16 protein-coding genes are annotated in these 17,860 nt (G+C 63.3%); 12 read left to right on the forward strand and 4 right to left on the reverse strand.

The genetic code is table 11. From position 1 onward, the window contains the following. Positions 1–102: 102 nt before the first annotated feature. A complete protein-coding gene (locus tag P3T42_RS09775; RefSeq protein ID WP_429305876.1) occupies positions 103–1,296 on the forward strand; it encodes a phytanoyl-CoA dioxygenase family protein in 1,194 nt (397 codons plus the stop codon). A 202-nt stretch (positions 1,297–1,498) separates the two neighbouring features. After that, a complete protein-coding gene (locus P3T42_RS09780) occupies positions 1,499–1,855 on the forward strand; it encodes an RcnB family protein (protein WP_074294646.1) in 357 nt (118 codons plus the stop codon). 47 nt (positions 1,856–1,902) lie between these two features. Here the strand turns inward: P3T42_RS09780 and P3T42_RS09785 are convergent, their stop codons facing one another. Next, positions 1,903–2,871, reverse strand: coding sequence for a LysR family transcriptional regulator (locus P3T42_RS09785; protein WP_429305877.1), 969 nt, complete (start codon positions 2,869–2,871; stop codon positions 1,903–1,905). 113 nt (positions 2,872–2,984) lie between these two features. Here P3T42_RS09785 and P3T42_RS09790 point away from each other — a divergent pair, with 113 nt between their 5' ends. The 8 genes from P3T42_RS09790 to P3T42_RS09825 all read left to right on the forward strand — a co-directional run bounded on the left by P3T42_RS09790 (position 2,985) and on the right by P3T42_RS09825 (position 12,733). Continuing rightward, positions 2,985–4,262 carry an MFS transporter gene (locus P3T42_RS09790; protein ID WP_429305878.1) on the forward strand — a complete coding sequence of 426 codons (1,278 nt, stop codon included), beginning with the start codon at positions 2,985–2,987 and terminating at the stop codon, positions 4,260–4,262. A 220-nt stretch (positions 4,263–4,482) separates the two neighbouring features. Further along, complete coding sequence (locus P3T42_RS09795; RefSeq protein ID WP_429305879.1) at positions 4,483–5,373, forward strand: sensor histidine kinase; 891 nt, start codon at positions 4,483–4,485, stop codon at positions 5,371–5,373. Between the two features lie 18 nt (positions 5,374–5,391). After that, positions 5,392–5,919 (forward strand): DUF892 family protein, encoded by a 528-nt coding sequence (locus P3T42_RS09800; protein ID WP_074294650.1) that lies wholly within the window; start codon positions 5,392–5,394, stop codon positions 5,917–5,919. A gap of 85 nt (positions 5,920–6,004) precedes the next feature. Then, positions 6,005–8,371, forward strand: coding sequence for an HAD-IC family P-type ATPase (locus P3T42_RS09805; protein WP_429305880.1), 2,367 nt, complete (start codon positions 6,005–6,007; stop codon positions 8,369–8,371). 291 nt (positions 8,372–8,662) lie between these two features. Next, a complete protein-coding gene (gene acs / locus P3T42_RS09810) occupies positions 8,663–10,645 on the forward strand; it encodes an acetate--CoA ligase (protein ID WP_429305881.1) in 1,983 nt (660 codons plus the stop codon). A gap of 144 nt (positions 10,646–10,789) precedes the next feature. Beyond that, entirely contained in the window at positions 10,790–11,389 is a 600-nt protein-coding gene (locus P3T42_RS09815; protein ID WP_429305882.1) for an acetate uptake transporter, read from the forward strand. Between the two features lie 85 nt (positions 11,390–11,474). Further along, a complete protein-coding gene (locus P3T42_RS09820; protein ID WP_429305883.1) occupies positions 11,475–11,702 on the forward strand; it encodes an NAD(P)(+) transhydrogenase (Re/Si-specific) subunit beta in 228 nt (75 codons plus the stop codon). Next, positions 11,699–12,733, forward strand: coding sequence for a zinc-dependent alcohol dehydrogenase (locus P3T42_RS09825; RefSeq protein ID WP_074294654.1), 1,035 nt, complete (start codon positions 11,699–11,701; stop codon positions 12,731–12,733). The genes P3T42_RS09820 and P3T42_RS09825 overlap by 4 nt, the downstream gene beginning before the upstream one ends. Positions 12,734–13,022: 289 nt before the next feature. Here P3T42_RS09825 and P3T42_RS09830 read toward each other — a convergent pair whose 3' ends face one another. Then, complete coding sequence (locus tag P3T42_RS09830) at positions 13,023–13,235, reverse strand: hypothetical protein (RefSeq protein ID WP_074294655.1); 213 nt, start codon at positions 13,233–13,235, stop codon at positions 13,023–13,025. A 234-nt stretch (positions 13,236–13,469) separates the two neighbouring features. On the opposite strand from P3T42_RS09830, the gene P3T42_RS09835 reads away from it, so the two are divergent. Continuing rightward, positions 13,470–14,282 carry a PRC-barrel domain-containing protein gene (locus P3T42_RS09835; RefSeq protein ID WP_429305884.1) on the forward strand — a complete coding sequence of 271 codons (813 nt, stop codon included), beginning with the start codon at positions 13,470–13,472 and terminating at the stop codon, positions 14,280–14,282. A gap of 87 nt (positions 14,283–14,369) precedes the next feature. Here P3T42_RS09835 and P3T42_RS09840 read toward each other — a convergent pair whose 3' ends face one another. Both P3T42_RS09840 and P3T42_RS09845 read right to left on the reverse strand, forming a co-directional pair. Next, positions 14,370–15,089, reverse strand: coding sequence for a Crp/Fnr family transcriptional regulator (locus P3T42_RS09840; RefSeq protein ID WP_074294657.1), 720 nt, complete (start codon positions 15,087–15,089; stop codon positions 14,370–14,372). 118 nt (positions 15,090–15,207) lie between these two features. After that, positions 15,208–16,122, reverse strand: a complete 915-nt coding sequence (locus P3T42_RS09845; protein WP_429305885.1) for a LysR family transcriptional regulator — start codon at positions 16,120–16,122, stop codon at positions 15,208–15,210. Between the two features lie 89 nt (positions 16,123–16,211). On the opposite strand from P3T42_RS09845, the gene mdlC reads away from it, so the two are divergent. Continuing rightward, positions 16,212–17,852, forward strand: a complete 1,641-nt coding sequence (gene mdlC, locus P3T42_RS09850) for a benzoylformate decarboxylase (RefSeq protein ID WP_429305886.1) — start codon at positions 16,212–16,214, stop codon at positions 17,850–17,852. Positions 17,853–17,860: the final 8 nt, after the last annotated feature.

Raw genomic sequence — 17,860 nt, forward strand, 5'->3', positions numbered from 1 at the left:
GACTCTGTCCGGGAGGTCCCGTTTGATGGGTTTTTGATGGATTTGATGGTGACGCAGGACCTCGGTGAAGCGCTATGCTTGATCGAACGGACACACCACACCATGAAACACAACGATCCGCGCTCAGGCGCAAAACCCTCTCACTGGTATCGCGAGCAGGACTGTTCGCTCGACGATTTTCTGACCGTACTTCAATCGCGCGAGGAGGATGGCCTCCTGCGCTTTGCTGTCGACATACGCCAGCACATTCCGGTCTACGACTGCCGCGAACTCGGTTCAGCGCTTGACGACCCGTCCCGCCGTCTCGACCTGCAAGCCGAGTGGGCGGACGTGCTCAATGACGGCGCGGGTGTGCTGGTGCTGGAGAACGCCTTCGCCGATACCGCGCCGATCGACGCTGCAACGAAAGTGTTCGAAGCCATCATTCGTGACGAGCGCGACGCCGGCGTTGCAGTGGGAGATCACTTCGCCAAGGCAGGCGCCAATGACCGGATCTGGAACGCGCAGGAAAAGCTCTGTCTGCGCGCGCCCGAGGTGTTCGCCCGCTACTACGCCAATGCTGTTCTGGTTGCCGCGGCTGAGGCGTGGTTAGGTCCATGTTTTCAGGTCACTTCCCAGGTCAACGTGGTTCGGCCAGGCGGCGCGGCGCAGCAGGCGCACAGGGACTATCACCTCGGCTTTCAGAGCGCGGCCCAGTCCGAACGCTATCCGGCCCACGTGCATGCGATGTCGCCGTTTCTCACGCTGCAGGGTGCCGTCGTGCATAGCGATATGCCGGTCGAGAGCGGGCCCACCAAGCTGCTGCCGTTTTCGCAGCGCTACGCTGCGGGCTATCTTGCGTGGCGTCGTGAGGATTTTCGCAGTTACTTCGAGAGCCACTATGTGCAGTTGGCGCTCAAGAAAGGCGACGCGCTCTTCTTCAATCCCGCGCTGTTTCATGCAGCCGGTTCGAACCAGACCTCGTCGATTCAGCGCATGGCCAATCTGTTGCAGATTTCTTCGGCCTATGGACGGGCGATGGAATCGTTAAATCGTACGCGGATGTGCGAGGTGATGTATCCGGTCCTGCAGCGGAATCGCGCGTCGCAACAGATGAGCGACGCGGAGATAGACGCCGTGATCGCATCTTGCGCCGAGGGCTATCCGTTTCCCACCAACCTGGACCGGGACCCGCCTGTCGGCGGCCTTGCGCCTGAAAGCCAGCAGGAACTCTTTCGGCGCGCGCTCAGAGAGTCGTGGACCGCTGAGACGTTCATTGGCGAACTGCGTCGCCGGGACGAACGACGAGAAGCATAGCGGCGCGGGTTAGATCATGTGATGCCCAGGCAGGCCACGGCGCCGTGCACCCCAGGGGTTTTGGCAAACCGGCGATCTTTGTGCCATCATCTCCCGGCGTTAGTCTTTTGAACGCCGCTGGGCATCAGCCACGTCATGCAGCCGATAAGTCATGACATCGACCGCAAACCCGCTATCTAGCCACTCTCTTTGAGGCGCAGCTATGAAAAAGACACTCATCGCGCAACTTGTGATCGTTTCCCTGCTCGGCACGTCCGGTGCCGCATTCGCACAACAGCACAATGACGACCATCGCGGCGGTCCGCCGTCGCATGGCCGGCCTGGCCCGCGCGAAGCCGATGTCAGCCGTGACGGCGGCCCCATCCCCCACAGCGACTGGCATAAGGGCGAGCGGCTTCCGGCCGAGTATCGCGATCGCAATTACGAGGTGGACAACTGGCGCGAGCACGGCCTGCAAGCGCCGCCGCGCGGCTACCACTGGGTCGGCGTGAACGGGGACTATGTCCTCGCCGCGGTTGCGACCGGTGTCATCGCAAGCGTGCTGCTCTCCGGGCACTAATCCGCAATGGCCGGGCATGTTTGCCCGGCCATTGCGACACCGAGCGGCTAAAGCGCCTCTACGCCTTTAGCCTTACCGCTCATCGCGGTTGTTGCGGTTGTCGCGTATGTCGCACCCGAACGATCGAGCTCCGCCGGCAAGTCCCTTTCCAGCATCGTCACGATGGCGCGCGTCTTCGCGGGGATCGGCCGCGCGGCCGCAAACAGCGCGTGCAGGTCGAACCCCGGCACGGTGTATTGCGGCAGCACGCGCACGAGGCGGCCGCACGCCAGCGCTTCGGCGCAAGCCGGTTCCTGCAGGACGCCAATCCCCGCTCCGGCCATCAGCAATTCATACACCGGGCGCCAATGGCTCGCACTCATGGCGACCTTGATCGGCGCCTGAACGACCGCTTGCTCCGTATCGATCAACCTGAGCAGTCCGTCGCCGAAGAGATTCCTCACGCGAATGAAAGGATGCTCGATCAGTTCGTCTGCATTGCCTGGGACTCCAGATTGGTCCAGATAGGCGGGGGCGGCAACGAGGACGCGGCGCACGTGCGCGAGGCGGCGGGCGATAAAACCGCCTTCGCCGGGCTGGCCAAGACGCAGGGAAATATCGACGCCCTCGGTCACCGGATCGACGAGCTGGTCGTTCAGGATCAAATCGATGTCGAGCGCCGGGTGCAGTTCGCGGATGTGCAGCAGAATGCGCGGCAGCACCACCTCGCCGAGGCTCTGCGGAGCGGCGATGCGCAGCGTGCCGCGCAAGGCGCGGTCGTCGGGCGAGACCGCCGCACAGGCTTCTTCGGCGGCTTCGAGCACCTGCTTGCTGCGCTCATAGAACAGGTTGCCTTCGTCCGTGCACGAGACCGCTCGCGTACTGCGGCGAAGCAGTCGCACGCCCAGGTGCTGTTCAAGCCGGTCGATGCGCTCGCTGACGGCAGGTTGCCCAATACCCAGGTCGCGCGCGGCCCTCGACATGTTGCCGCGCTCAACCACCCGCACGTAGATTCGCATTGCTGCCAGTAGGTCCATGGCGAATATCGTATCAGTTTCACCGATAGAAGTTATCGGCTGCGGCTGTCTACCGGTGCCTGCATGGTCGGCGCTACTGTAGCGAGCACTTTGTGTTTGCCTACAGACCGCTCATGTCAAAACTTAACCTGAAACTTCTCGGTCCCTGCCTGCTTGCGATTGCCATCGACGCAATGGGGTTCGGCCTGGTCTACCCCATGATGTCGGCGATTTTCGGCGACCCGCAAGCGGGCATCCTGGCGCCGCACAGCAGCGCTCAGATTCGCAACTTCTATCTCGGCCTCGGCTACGGCGTCTATCCGTTCTGCATGTTCTTCGGTTCGTCGCTGATGGGCGAACTGTCCGATGGCTACGGTCGACGCAAGATCCTGCTGGTATGCGTATTCGGCCTGTCGATCAGCTACTTCCTGATGGCGGCCGGCGCCTTGTGGCCCAGCGTGTGGCTGTTGCTCCTTGGCCGCGGCCTGAGCGGTCTGATGGCCGGTTGCCAGGGCATCGCGCAAGCGGCGATCACGGACATGAGCACACCTGAAAACAAGGCGTACAACATGAGCATCATGTCGTTGGCCTTCAGTGCGGGCGTCGTTGTCGGCCCCGTGCTCGGCGGGCTGACTTCGGACCGTAGCATCGCACCGGTGTTCAACTACGGCACGCCGTTTCTGCTGGTCGGTGCGTTGTCGCTGATCTGTGGAATCTGGACGTGGCGCTCGTACCGGGATGCTGTCGCGCCGTCCGGCCATGCCCGCGTCGACCTGCTGCTGCCGTTGCGCATCGTTTATCAGGCGGCGCAGCACAGGCAGGTCGCGTTTCTGTCGGCGGTGTTCTTTCTGATGCAGGTCGGCTACGGACTCTATCTGCAGACCATCATGCTGCTGCTGCAGACGAAATTCCACTATACGAGCGCGCAGCTCGGCGTGTTCAGCGGCGTGATCGGCCTGTGCTTCGTGCTGGGCCTGCTGTTCGTGGTGCGGTTGATGCTGCGCGTATGGCGTGTCGTCGACATCGCGAAGACCGGTTTGCTGATTGCCGGTGTGTGCCAGATTCTCTCTGCGCTCTTCCCGCACGAAAAGCTGCTGTGGTGTCTCGCAACGCTGGTCGGCTGCTTCGACATGGTGGCCTACACGACGATGTACACCGCTTTCTCCGACGCAGTCAGCGAAGAGCGGCAGGGTTGGGCGTTGGGTGTCGCCGGATCGGTGATGGCGGTGGCCTGGGTCGTGACCGGCTTGCTGACGAATCTTTTGCCCGTGTTCGGAGAAACGGGTCTGCTTCTGCTGGGCGGCCTCGGTTTTTTACTGAGTTTCCTGATGATGCTGGCGTACGGTCGTTCGCGTGCAACAACGCATGGAGTTGCAACACGAGCGAACGTTCCGCCCACAACCGGAGCGTAGTGCTCCTGGAAGAGAACGGTTGATTTACCCGAACAGGCCGAATACGGTTGTTTTTACTGACTTGAACGCTACCGTACAGACTTACCGCCTGGTTCGTGGGACTCTGCTCTTTCAGCCCGTGCGTACCAGTGAGCTCCAGACCGCTCTCGCGCCGCAGGCCATGGCCAATTGCCGTCTACCGATCCAACGCTCTCACAAGGGGCGTGACTGGAGGATCAACATGTCCGCTCATTCTGGCTCTTTCCGCTGGTCCGTGGGCACGCCCACGGCGGAGCACGCACCTTTGACCGACGCGATGATGGAACCGCCGCCGCAGCGTTCCGCCAGTGCGTTCTCCATGCCCGCTTCGCAGCCGCTTCGTCAATTCGATGCCTTGCGGCTCAAGGACGAAATTCTGGCCATGGTGGCGCATGAGCTTCGCGGACCCTTGACGCCGTTGCAGCTCGCGGCGCATCTCATTCGCAGGGTGTCGACCGACCGGCCGGAGGTGCTTCGATCGGTCGACATGATCGACCGGCAAATCGCGCACATCGTACGACTGTCCGAGGATCTGATGGACGCCATGCGGGTCGAGCATGGCGCGCTACGCGTGAGCAAGGTTCCGGTGGACGTGGTGGCGGTGCTCGCCGCGCCGCTGACCGCTGCCGCGCTGGCAGCGGCGCAGCGCAGCCAGACCTTCGCGGTGCAGATCGCGGACAGGACGTTGCGCGTGGAAGGCGACCCGGTGCGCCTCGCGCAGGCCGTCAACAATCTTCTGCATAACGCGATCAAGTACACCCCCGAGCACGGGCACATCGCGGTCAACGTGCTTGCGGACCGGCATGTTCTGGTCGTATCGGTGAAGGACGACGGCATGGGCATATCGGATGCACTCTTGCCGCATATCTTCGATCTGTTCGCGCAATCCTGCAGAACGATCGGGGCGAGCGCGGGTGGTCTAGGAGTCGGGCTTGCGGTCGTGAAGGCCGTTGCCGAGTCGCACGACGGGACGGTATCGGCGGTCAGCGCAGGTCCAGGTGCCGGCAGCGAATTCACGCTTCGCCTGCCTATCGTGGTGCAAACGGTGGTGCAAGCGGTGGTGCAAACTCGCGCGCCCATGTCGTCGGTATGAATTTGATAGGGATTCCGAATGACCCATCTTAAAGCGGACCTGATGCGCACGCTGCGGGATGCCTGTGCGATGGAACGGCATGCGGAGTGGCTTCTGCGTACCCATGTGGCCGCGACGGCACGCTATCCCGAGGTCAGCGCGCGTATCGACGCGGACCTGACGGCCACGCTCGCGAACCAGAAAGCGTTGGCGGGCTGCATGGAGCGTATCGAAGGTACCGACGGCAGCGACGCCACCCTGGCGGCGCTTCCCGCTGACGTCGCGGGCGCAATCGAAACAGGGAGCATCGCGCAAACGCCGGAAGAGTTGGCCCGCAATCTGGCCATCCTGATGGCTTTCAAGCGCTACGAGATTGCGTCTTACACCTCGCTGATTGCAGCCGCCGAAGCGAGCGGCTTCTTTGAAACCAAGTTCACCTGCGAGGGCATCCTGATTCAGCAGGTCGCCATGGCGGATTGGCTGTTTGACTGTCTGCCCTCAACCGATGACGCCTCGACGGGCCGCGTGCGCCCCTCCGCGGGCGCGGCACCTCGTTCCGTCCATTGACCGATTCAGTCTCTCGGCCAGGCTGTCGCCTGGGCCGTCGTCGTCTCGGCCGATCCGGCGCACGATAACCGAGACCTGATCAGCCATGACTCCTGCGGCCACGACCTTGCCGAAAGACGGTGCACCGAACCCGCCAACGGCGCCATCGCCCGGCGGACTGAGCAGCATTCAGGCGCGTCACGAACTGACGGCGTCCGGGCCGAATACCATGCCGGACACGTCGGCGCATCCGCTGCGCATGGCGCTCGAAAAATTCTGGGCACCGGTGCCGTGGATGCTCGAGGCTGCGATCGTGCTGCAATGCGCCCTCGGCAAGTATGTCGAGGCAGGGATCATTGCCGGGTTGCTCGTGTTTAACGCCGCGCTCGGACTGTTGCAGGAAAGCCGTGCGCAGGCGACGCTCGCGGCGCTGAAATCGCGCCTCGCGCTGAGCGCGTCGGTACAGCGCGACGGCAAGTGGTCGATTGTCCCGGCGGCCGACCTGGTGCCGGGCGATGTGGTCAAGTTGTCGCTAGGCGGCGTGGTTGCCGCCGACATGCGCCTCACGTCCGGCAACGTGCTGCTCGATCATTCGATGCTCACGGGCGAGTCGGAGCCGATCGAAGCGAGTGCCGGCGTGCAGACCTTTGCCGGTGCGCTGGTGCGACGTGGCGAGGCGGTGGGTTTCGTGACGGCGACGGGCGCCCGAACGCGCTTCGGCCGCACGGCGGAACTGGTGCGCACCGCGCACGTGGTGAGTTCACAGCAAAAGGCCGTGCTGCTCGTGGTGCGCAATCTGGCTGCGTTCAACGGCGTGGTTATCGCGCTACTGATTGCCTATGCCTTTTTTGTGCACATGCCGGTTGCGGATATTGTGCCGCTGGTGCTGACGGCGGTGCTCGCCTCGATCCCCGTCGCGCTGCCGGCCACTTTCACTCTGTCTGCGGCACTCGGTGCGCGGGCCCTGGCGAAACAGGGGGTGCTATCCACGCGCCTGACCGCCGTGGACGAAGCCGGGACCATGGACGTGCTGTGCGCCGACAAGACCGGTACGCTGACGTGCAACGCGTTGAGCGTCACCTCCGTGCACGCCATGGCGGGTTTCGACAAAGGGCACGTGTTGGCGCTGGCGGCGCTGGCGAGCGCGGAGGGTGGACAGGACCCGGTCGACACCGCGATCCGTACGGCCTCCGAGGCCGGTGTGGTTGCGGACGCACCAAAGCTTGTCACTTTCACCGCGTTCGACCCCGCGAAGAAAATGTCCGAAGCGCTTGCCATGGCGCCGGGTGGCGGCACGCAGCGCATCGTCAAGGGCGCCTTCGCGGTCGTTTCCACCCTGGCGGCGCCGTCGCCGGATGCGGTGGCTCAAGCGAACACGCTCGAGCAACAGGGCTTGCGCGTACTCGCTGTCGCGGCGGGTGCGCCGGACGTATTGCAACTGGTCGGACTGGTTGCGCTCAGCGACCCGCCGCGGGCCGACTCGGCTGCGCTCGTCACCGAACTCCATGAGCTTGGCGTGCGCGCGGTGATGGTGACCGGCGATGCGCCCGCGACCGCCGCGATTGTCGCGCATGCTGTGGGTCTGGACGGCGCGATCTGCCCGCCCGGGCCGATTCCGGAAGAGGTGGCGCCGCAAGCGTTCGCGGTGTTTGCCGGCGTGATGCCGGAAGACAAGTACAAGCTCGTCAAGGCGTTCCAGCAAGGCGGGCATATCGTCGGCATGTGCGGCGACGGCGCCAACGACGCGCCCGCGCTGCGCCAGGCGCAAATCGGCATCGCGGTATCGACAGCAACCGATGTCGCCAAATCGGCGGCCGGCATGGTGTTGACCGAACCTGGTCTGGCCGGGATCGTTGCTGCGGTGAAGGAAGGCCGCATCACCTTCCAGCGCATCATGACCTATACGCTGAACTCGATCCTCAAGAAGATCGTAACAGCGCTGCTGCTCGTATTCGGTCTCATCATGACGGGACACGCGGTCCTGACCCCATTGCTGATGGTGATCCTGATGATTGCGGGCGACTTTCTCGCCATGTCGCTGACGACTGACAACGTGGACCCGTCGCCATCGCCGAATGCCTGGAAAATCGGCAACCTGACGATCGCCGGTGTCGTGATGGGCATTGCATTGCTCGCCTTCTGCACGGCGGCCCTCGCGACCGGCAAGTTCGCCCTGGGCCTCGATACGGCGGCATTGCAAACCCTCACATTTGTGACGCTTGTCTTCGGCAGTCAGGCCATGCTGTATGCGATCCGGCAGCGCCGGCGCATGTGGGGCGCACGGCCGAGTGTCTGGCTGGTCGCGTCGTCGGCGACTGATGTTCTCATTGCTTTGTTGCTTGCCATCGGCGGCATCGCGATGACGGCGTTGCCCGCCACGACGGTGATAGGTGTGCTGGCCGCCGCCGTGGTCTTTGCCGTAGTGATGAACGCAGTGAAGATTCCGGTGTTCGCTCGCCTGAGCATGACCTAGCGCGCATCGCGGGTAACTGCCGTGCCGAAGCAGGACACAACCTGGTACGCCACCGTACCGACCTCAGTGCAGGGCAGGCGCACCGTAACCCCAAGCACCTTTGCGTTTCCATTCCAAAGGTGCTCGCGACAGTCCCACGCAATGTGATCCAGCCGGATCACTCGTCAGTGCCGCCCCGCTTTAGCCAGGGAGTGGCCATCATGCCCCGCATCCGACAACCCTATCTCTTTCCGCCATGCACGTGGCGGATCGTGTCGCAGATTCATGCTCAAACCCGCATGGGAGCAAGCAATGCTAATCGATGATGTCGCTGGCGCGGTTCTTCGCGAACCGCCAATCTTCCCTCCGTCCGCTGCGTTTTCGGCGCAGGCGGCGATTTCGGGCATGGATGCCTACCGCACGCTCTGCGCCGAAGCGGAACGCGACTATGAGGGCTTCTGGGGGCGTCTGGGCCGCGACGCGCTGACGTGGAAAAAGCCGTTCTCCACGGTACTCGATGAATCGCGCGCACCGTTTTATCAGTGGTTCAAGGATGGCGAGCTCAACGCGTCGTACAACTGCCTCGATCGTCACGTCGAGGCCGGTCAGGGCACGCGCGTCGCGGTGATTTTCGAGGCCGACGACGGTACCGTGACGAACGTCACCTACCAGGATCTGCTGCAACGTGTTTGCCGCTTTGCGAATGCGCTGAAAAAGCGCGGCGTGCAAAAGGGCGACCGCGTGGTGATCTATATGCCGATGTCGGTCGAAGGCATCGTCGCGATGCAGGCCTGCGCGCGGATCGGCGCCACACATTCGGTGGTGTTCGGCGGGTTCTCGTCGAAATCGCTCAATGAGCGGCTCGTCAATGTAGGTGCGATCGCGCTGGTCACCTGCGACGAGCAGATGCGCGGCGGCAAGGCGCTACCGCTGAAAAACATTGCCGACGAAGCGCTCGCCATGGGCGGCTGCGAGGCGGTGAAGAGCGTGATCGTCTATCGGCGTACCGGCGGCAAGGTAGCCTGGCACGACGGCCGCGATGTGTGGATGCATGAGCTCATGCAGGCCGAGTCCGATCAATGCGCGCCCGCATGGGTTGGGGCCGAACATCCGCTCTTTATCCTCTACACGTCCGGCTCGACCGGCACGCCGAAGGGCGTGCAGCACTGCACCGGCGGTTTTTTGCTGTGGGCCGCGCAGACCCTGAAGTGGACCTTCGACTGGAAACCGTCGGACGTGTTCTGGTGCACCGCCGATATCGGCTGGATCACCGGACACAGCTATATCGCGTACGGTCCGCTGGCGCTTGGTGCGACCCAGGTCATGTTTGAAGGCGTACCCACCTGGCCGAACGCTGGCCGTTTCTGGCAGATGATCGAGCGCCACAAGGTGAGCCTCTTCTATACCGCGCCCACCGCAATCCGTTCGCTGATCAAGCTGGCGGAAGCCGACATCAAGGTCCACCCGGACAGCTTCGATCTGTCGAGCCTGCGCATTCTCGGCACCGTGGGCGAGCCGATCAATCCGGCGGCATGGATGTGGTACTACGAGTACGTCGGCCGTGCGCGATGCCCCGTCGTCGATACGTGGTGGCAAACCGAGACCGGCGGCCACATGATCGCGCCGATGCCGGGCGCAACGCCGCTCGTGCCCGGCTCCTGCACCTTGCCCTTGCCGGGGATCATGGCGGCCGTGGTGGATGAAACAGGGCAGGATGTGCCTGACGGGCAGGGCGGCTTGCTGGTGATCAAGCGCCCGTGGCCGTCCATGCTGCGCACCGTATGGGGCGACCCTGAACGTTTCAGGAAAGGCTATTTCCCCGACGACCTCGGCGGCAAGCTGTATCTCGCCGGCGACGGCGCTGTACGCGATAGCGAAACCGGCTACTTCACCATCACAGGACGCATTGACGACGTGCTTAACGTGTCGGGCCACCGGCTGGGCACGATGGAAATCGAATCGGCTCTGGTGGCCAATCCGCTCGTCGCCGAGGCGGCCGTGGTGGGTTGCCCGGACGAAACCACCGGCGAAATTGTCGTCGCCTTCGTGGTCCTGAAGGGGCCTCGCCCAGAAGGGACGGAAGCCGAGAGGATTGCCAACGAATTGCGCGCCTGGGTGGGCAAGGAGATTGGACCGATCGCGAAGCCGAAAGTGATCCGCTTCGGCGAGAACCTCCCGAAGACGCGCTCCGGAAAAATCATGCGCCGCTTGCTGCGTTCGCTGGCAGCGGGCGATGAGATCACCCAGGACGTCTCGACACTCGAAAATCCCGCGATTCTCGATCAGTTGGGCTAAGCGGCCACAGCACCGGCAACAGCAGCGGCATCCACAGCGGCACCGGCACGGCGCGTGGGTTGCCGCGTGCCCAGAACAGCGTACAGAAGCATTCTGCGTCAATCGACCTTGACGGTCGGGTTGGCGCCACGTCAGGAGCAGATCATGCGTACTGAAACAGTTTTACCGCGGCTTTCGAATCCTGCTCCGCTGGGGCTGGCGGGTTTTGCGTTGACCACCTGGCTGCTGAGCATGATCAACGCGGGCTGGTTTAGCGGCGACTCGATGGGGATGGTGCTGGCGTGCGCGCTAGCCTACGGCGGCACCGCTCAGGCTATCGCGGGAATCATGGAGTTGCCGCGCGGCAATACCTTTGGTGCGACCGCTTTCCTGAGCTACGGCGCGTTCTGGTGGTCGTTTGCGTTATTCGTTCTGTTTCTGCACGACAAGGTGCCGGTTGCGTTTGTCGGCTGGTATCTGTTCCTGTGGGGCGTCTTCACTTTCTATATGTGGCTGGCCACGTTTCGTTCGCCACGCGCGCTGCAATCCATTTTTCTCGCGCTGTGGATCACGTTCTTCCTGCTCGCGGCAGGTGAATGGACCGGCTCAGGCCTGCTGCACATGGCAGGCGGCTATATGGGGCTTGTCACTGCCGCGTTGGCTTTCTACCTGTCCGCGGCGGATCTGATCAACGAAGTTTATGACCGCGTCGTCTTGCCCATTGGCGAGCCGCGGAATTTCAGGCGGCACGCCGTCGTTTTGTAACACCCGGCTGCAGAAGCGCGGCGTATCGGTGAAGTGTGCGGTCCACCCGGCCGCGCGCACCGATGCAGCGTCCGCTATTTGCGGCATGCCGATTCTCAACGCCGACCACGCCAAGCAGGTGTTCGTGATCAAGCGCGGGGAAGGCGAGGGCTACGCCGGCATCGTCAATGAACTCTTCTACGCGGACAACTGCAACATGGTCTATGGCGACGCCCGGGCCGTGCTCATCAAGATGGGCGAAGCGGTCAGGGGTTCGGCTTGCCGGCCGTGGCCTAACCCGTTGAACTCATCAAAACCGAGGAACAAGCCATGACATCGAAAATGCAAGCTGCTGTTGTCGAACAGTTCGGCAAGCCGCTGGTGCTTAAAGAACTGGATATTCCCGAACCCGGTCCGGGCCAGATACTGGTCAAGACCGAAGCCTGCGGTGTCTGCCACACCGATTTGCACGCCGCGAATGGGGACTGGCCGGTCAAGCCTGCGTTGCCGTTCACGCCGGGCCATGAGGGTATTGGTATCGTCACGGCGCTGGGTTCGGGCGTCACCGCCGTGAAGGAAGGCGACCGCGTGGGGGTGCCATGGCTTTACTCCGCGTGTGGGCATTGCGAGTTTTGCCTCGCCGCACGAGAACCGGTGTGTGCCGAAGCGCAGTTTGGCGGCTACACGAAGAACGGCGGTTTCGCCGAATACATTGTTGCCGATCCGAACTACGTCGCTCACATTCCGGCCCATCTGGCGGCGCGCGAAGCGGCCCCGCTCATCTGTGCAGGGATCACTTCCTATAAAGGCATCAAGGAGACCCAGGCAAGGCCGGGTGAGTGGGTGGTGATCTCCGGCGTCGGCGGTCTCGGGCATCTGGGCATTCAGTATGCCAAGGCGATGGGCTTGCATGTGTGTGCGGTCGATATCGACGACGGTAAGCTCGCCCACGCCAAACGCCTCGGCGCGGATGCCACGGTCAATGCAAAAGACGGCGACCCCATCGCGGCGGTCATCAAAGCCACGGGGGGCGGCGCGCACGGTGTGCTGATCACGGCCCCGTCGCTGGGGGCATTCAAGCAAGGCGTCGGCATGACGCGCAAATGCGGTACCTGCGTGCTTGTCGGGTTGCCGCCGGGTGAGTTTCCGACGCCGTTGTTCGATGTCGTGGCGAACTGCATCACGATTCGCGGCTCCTTCGTCGGCAGTCGCCGCGATATGGCCGAAGCGCTCGCCTTCGCCGCAGACGGCAAGGTGAAGGCCGATTTCGAGCTTCAACCGCTGTCGGCGATCAACAGCGTGTTCCACCGTCTCGCGCATGGCGATGTGCCGTCGCGCGTGGTGCTCGAATTCGCGAAGGCTTGAGGGGTGCGCGCCAAGGGATGCTCTGTTTATACGTGGCGTGCACCACCGGATGGCAGTCGGTCTGGAGACGGTCCCGCAGCGTACAGACACGTTTCCCGGTTCAGGGGAGCATCAACGAAGTTCCGTTCCCGGATGAGGTCGTCCAGACGGTTGATGTTTGATCGCGATGCACGGCGTCGCGAGCCACTTAAAGGAATAGATATGACTGCCGCAATGTGGGGAATCGTACTAGGAATGGGCCTGATCTTCGGGACTTCGCTGTACCGCTCCAAGACCCAGCCGGTACGCGTTACCGCGACGACACCGACTCGCGCTCGAACTCGTTGAAGAGTTTGAGCAGCCTGGCCACACGTTTGGTGCCATCCGGCAAGAGGGACTGCTGGGCCTGGAGCGCGGTGACGCGATTGCGCCAGTACGGAAGCGAGAGCGGATTGCCGCGTTCGAGTAGCGGAACGACGTATTCGAGGTGTGCCAGATCTTTGGCGAATTCATGCAGTGACATTGTTTTCCTTTTGGAGGCTGGTCAATGCCTCATCTGCAAGATAGGCCGATTGAAACCGGGCGTCTGCACGTTACCGTACAAGTCCTGCATTGCCGCTCCATTACGCCAACTACTAGCGAGTTTGTACGCTGACGTACCGCTTTTCGAACCGATCGGGCGTAGCGTCGAAGCAATCTCCCCTTGGGAGGCGACGCGGCCCGCCGCGTGACGCGAAGCGGAAATGGAGCATCGAACATGTTGCGCAATATCGAGTTTTTGCAGGGGTCCACCGTCAAGGCAAGCGACGGCGATGTCGGGACCGTCACGCAACTCTACTTCGACGATGAAGCGTGGGCCGTTCGCTACCTGGTGGTCGACACGGGCAACTGGCTGAGGGACCGGCAGGTGCTGATTTCGCCGTATGCGGTGTTGCACGCCGATCCGGGTTCGACTGAGGTGCGCGTGAGGCTCACGCAGCAACAGGTGCGCGATAGCCCGAATATCGATGCGCACAAGCCGGTGTCGCGTCAGCACGAGATCGACTACCTGCGGTACTACGGTTATCCGACCTATTGGGGCGGCCCGAACGTCTGGGGGATGGGGGCGTACCCGGCCTTCGACGGACTGGATGCAACAGCGGCGCTGCCGTTGGGCGCTTATCCGTCTGTAGAACCGGATCCCGACGAGCCGCCGGCGGATACCCATTTGCGCAGCACGGAAGGCATGAAGGGCTATCACATCGAAACGATCGACGGCAGCATCGGCCACGTTTCCGGCTTCGTCTTCGACGACGAGTCGTGGGTCATCCGCTATCTGACCGTCGATACGCGCAACTGGTGGCCCGGTGGCAAGGAAGTGCTGCTGGCAACCGGGTGGATCGAACTGATCGACTGGTTCGGTTCAACCGTGTCCACGACGTTGACGCGCGATGCGATCAAACAAGGTCCCGCGTACGACGACACGATTCCGGTTACCCGCGACTACGAAACGGCACTGCACGAGTTTTACGGCAGACCGGGCTATTGGACTAAACAAAGGACGGCATTGCCGGGCGAAATCCAGGCATGACCGGGCCATGAGCGCTAGCGGCTGGGGGTATTCAGCTTTGAGAGGCCACGATCCTTCCGTGAAGGTCGCGGCCTGTTTGTCTCGCGCCTAGATGGCGCGCAGATCGGGCAACAGGCGGTCGAATTCGCGCCGCACCACGCCGTAGCATTCGCAGACACGCTTTTCCAGACCGGGCCTGTCCAGTACCTCGATATGACCATAGCTGTAGCGGATCAAGCCTGCATCCTGCAACTTCATGGCCGCCTCGGTCACGCCAGGCCGGCGTACGCCGAGCATGTTGGCGATCAGTTCCTGCGTCATCTTCAGTTCATTGGACGGCAACCGGTCGATGCTGAGGAGCAGCCAGCGGCACAACTGTTGATCGATCGAATGGTGCCGGTTGCAAACCGCGGTTTGCGCCATCTGTGTGATCAATGCCTGGGTGTACCGAAGCAACAGCCGCTGCACTGGGCCGGCACGATGAAACTCTTCCTTCAGGAGGCGGGCTTCAAGCCGATAGGCGTGCCCTGCGCTTTGCACGACCGCGCGGCTAGGGGTGGTTTCTCCGCCCATAAACAGCGCGATGCCAATGAGCCCCTCGTTGCCGACAATCGCAATCTCCGCGGAGGCGCCGTCTTCCATGACGTACAGCAGCGAGACGATGGCGGTGGTGGGGAAATACACGTGATCGAGGCGGTCGCCGGATTCGTAGACAACCTGGCCCAGCGGCATCTCGACCGGCACGAGGTGCGGTTCAATGCGTAGCCACTCTGCATCAGGTAAGACGGATAGCAGGTGATTCTGTTTCGGGTGTTGAAGGTTCGACATCAAATGTCCGCGCGTGGTGTGAAATCTGTGAGTGCCATAAAGGCGGCGCAGCGGGCTTCAGCATCTCACAGTTGCGCGGAACTGTCTGTACGGTGCCGTGCATGTGCCGCGTTGCCCGTTATCCGTTATCCCGATCTGCCGTCAACAACCGCAACTGCTCCAGCAGCCTGACCGCCGGACTCGGCAAAATGCCGCGCCGCCGGCGAAATGCCGTCAACGTCCGCCTGCCGACCAGGCCGGCAATCGGCAAGGTGTCGAACACACCCGCGGCACTTTCGGTGTCGTACATCGGCGCGGCCATCCAGCTCAGGAAGCCCGCACGCGTCACCAGGCTCTTCAGCACCGTGATCGAACGGGTCTCCACGGCAATCTCAGGCATGCCCAGGCCCTGTTCGGCGAACACCCGTTCCAGATGCTCGAAGGGCCCTGTGCCGCGTGGCGGCAAACACCATGGCAGGCCCAGCGTATCCGCGAGGCATAGATTCGCCTTGTTACGCAGCGGATGATCGAGCGCGGCGACCACATAACTCAGGTCTTCCCAGCAGCAGTCGGCGATGGCAGTGATTTCGTCCGTGTCGGGCACCGCCATGCTGAGCGCGAGGTCGATCTCCTGCTTGAGCAGGCTGTCCGCCAGGCGGTCCCACACGCCCTCGATAATCTGCACGCGCAGGTTCGGCCAGCGCGCCAGCACGCCGCTCACCGCCAGCGGCAGAACGAGCGTCGCGATACTCGCCACCGCGCCCACCCGGATCGTGCCCTTGGCGAGGCCGCGCATTGCGTCGATTTCTTCGCGGGCGTTGTCGGCTTCGCGCAGCAGCAGGGTAGCGTGCGGCAGCAGCGTTTCGCCAATCGCCGTAAGCTGCATGCCTTTGGAGTGACGCTCGAACAGCGGTGCGCCGAGTTGGGCTTCGAGCCGCTTGATCGAACGGCTGAGCGCCGGCTGGGTCACATGAAGCAGTTCCGCCGCCCGGCCGAGGCTGCCGCTCTCGACGATGGTCGTGAACGCATGAAGTTGTTGCAGATTGAAAGTCATGCGCAAAAGTAATGCCTTTTCTCAAAAAAGGCAATTTTCAATCAAGGGGCGGCTTTCGATAATGCGCCATCAAGATAGGAGACACGAGCATGACCAGCAGCGCGCCCCGTTCCTCAGACGTTTCGGGCACTCCGACCCCTTCCTGCACCACCCCGGCCGCGCCGTTCACCGTGCGTCACGCGGTCATCGACCTGATGCGCCGCTTCGGCATGACCTCGGTCTTCGCCAATCCCGGCTCGACCGAACTGCCGCTGTTCCGCGATTTCCCCGCTGATTTCCGCTATGTGCTGGGCCTGCAGGAGGCCGTCGTGGTCGGCATGGCCGACGGTTATGCCCAGGCCACCGGCAATGCCGCGTTCGTGAACCTGCATTCGGCGGCTGGCCTCGGTAACGCAATGGGCAACATCTTCACGGCTTTCCGTAACCGCACGCCGCTCGTGATCACGGCCGGCCAGCAGGCCCGCTCGATTCTGCCGTTCGATCCGTTCCTCGCCTCCACGCAGGCGACCGAGTTACCGAAGCCCTATGTCAAATGGAGCATCGAACCGGCGCGCGCCGAGGATGTGCCGCTGGCGATTGCGCGGGCCTACCACGTGGCGATGCAGGAGCCGCGCGGCCCGGTGCTGGTGTCGATTCCGGTCGACGATTGGGATCGCCCGGCCGAGCCGGTGCCGGCACGCGTGGTCAGCACCGTGACGCGGCCCGAGCCACAGGTACTCGAGCAGATCGGCGCCGCGCTCGATGCGAGCGAGCGTCCTGCGCTCGTGGTCGGCGGTGCGGTGGATCGCGCCGGCGCCTGGGACGCCGTCGTGCGTCTCGCCGAACGGCACAACGCTCGCGTCTACGTGGCGCCCATGTCGGGACGCTGCGGCTTTCCTGAAGACCACCGGCTGTTCGCCGGTTTCCTGCCGGCGATGCGCGAGAAGATCGTCGACCAGCTCGCGGGACACGACCTGATCTTCGTGGTGGGCGCCCCGGCTTTTACGTATCACGTGGAAGGCGCCGGTCCGCATGTGCCGCAAGGCGCGGCACTGTGCCAACTGATCGACGATCCGGGCGTGGCCGCGTGGACGCCGGTCGGGATCGCTGCGGTGGGCAATATCCGGCTTGGCGTGACCGATCTGCTGGAGCGTCCTGCGCCCCGCTCGCGGCCGTTGCCCGAGCCGCGTGCGCCACGGCCGCGCGCCGAGCCGTCGCCGCGCATGTCGGTGGCCTTCGCGCTGCAAACGCTGGCGGAGGTGCGCGACGCAGCCGATATCGTGGTCGAAGAAGCACCGAGTTCGCGTCCGGCGCTGCAGGCCTACCTGCCCATCACGCGCAGCGGCACGTTCTATACGATGGACAGCGGCGGCCTCGGCTACGGCATGCCTGCCGCGGTCGGGGTGGCGCTGGCGAAGCCGGGCACGCGGGTGATCGCCGTGATCGGCGACGGCTCCAGCATGTATTCGATTCAGGCGCTGTATAGCGCGGTGCAACTCGATGTGCCGATTACCTTCGTGATCCTGAATAACTCGCGTTATGCCGCGTTGCAGGAGTTCGCGCCGGAGTTCGGTTTTGCCGACACCGACCCGGTGCAAGGCACCGATCTGCCCGGCCTCGATTTCGTCTCGCTGGCTGCGGGGATGGGCTGCCAGGGCGAGCGCGTGAGCGACGCGAACCGCCTGCACGAGGTATTGCGCGCGGCATTGCGCTCGCCGAAGCCGAGGCTGGTCGAAGTCGTGGTGGCCTGATCGCCAAT

This window comes from Paraburkholderia sp. GAS38 (assembly GCF_050434965.1).
In the GTDB taxonomy this organism is placed as follows: domain Bacteria; phylum Pseudomonadota; class Gammaproteobacteria; order Burkholderiales; family Burkholderiaceae; genus Paraburkholderia; species Paraburkholderia phenazinium_A.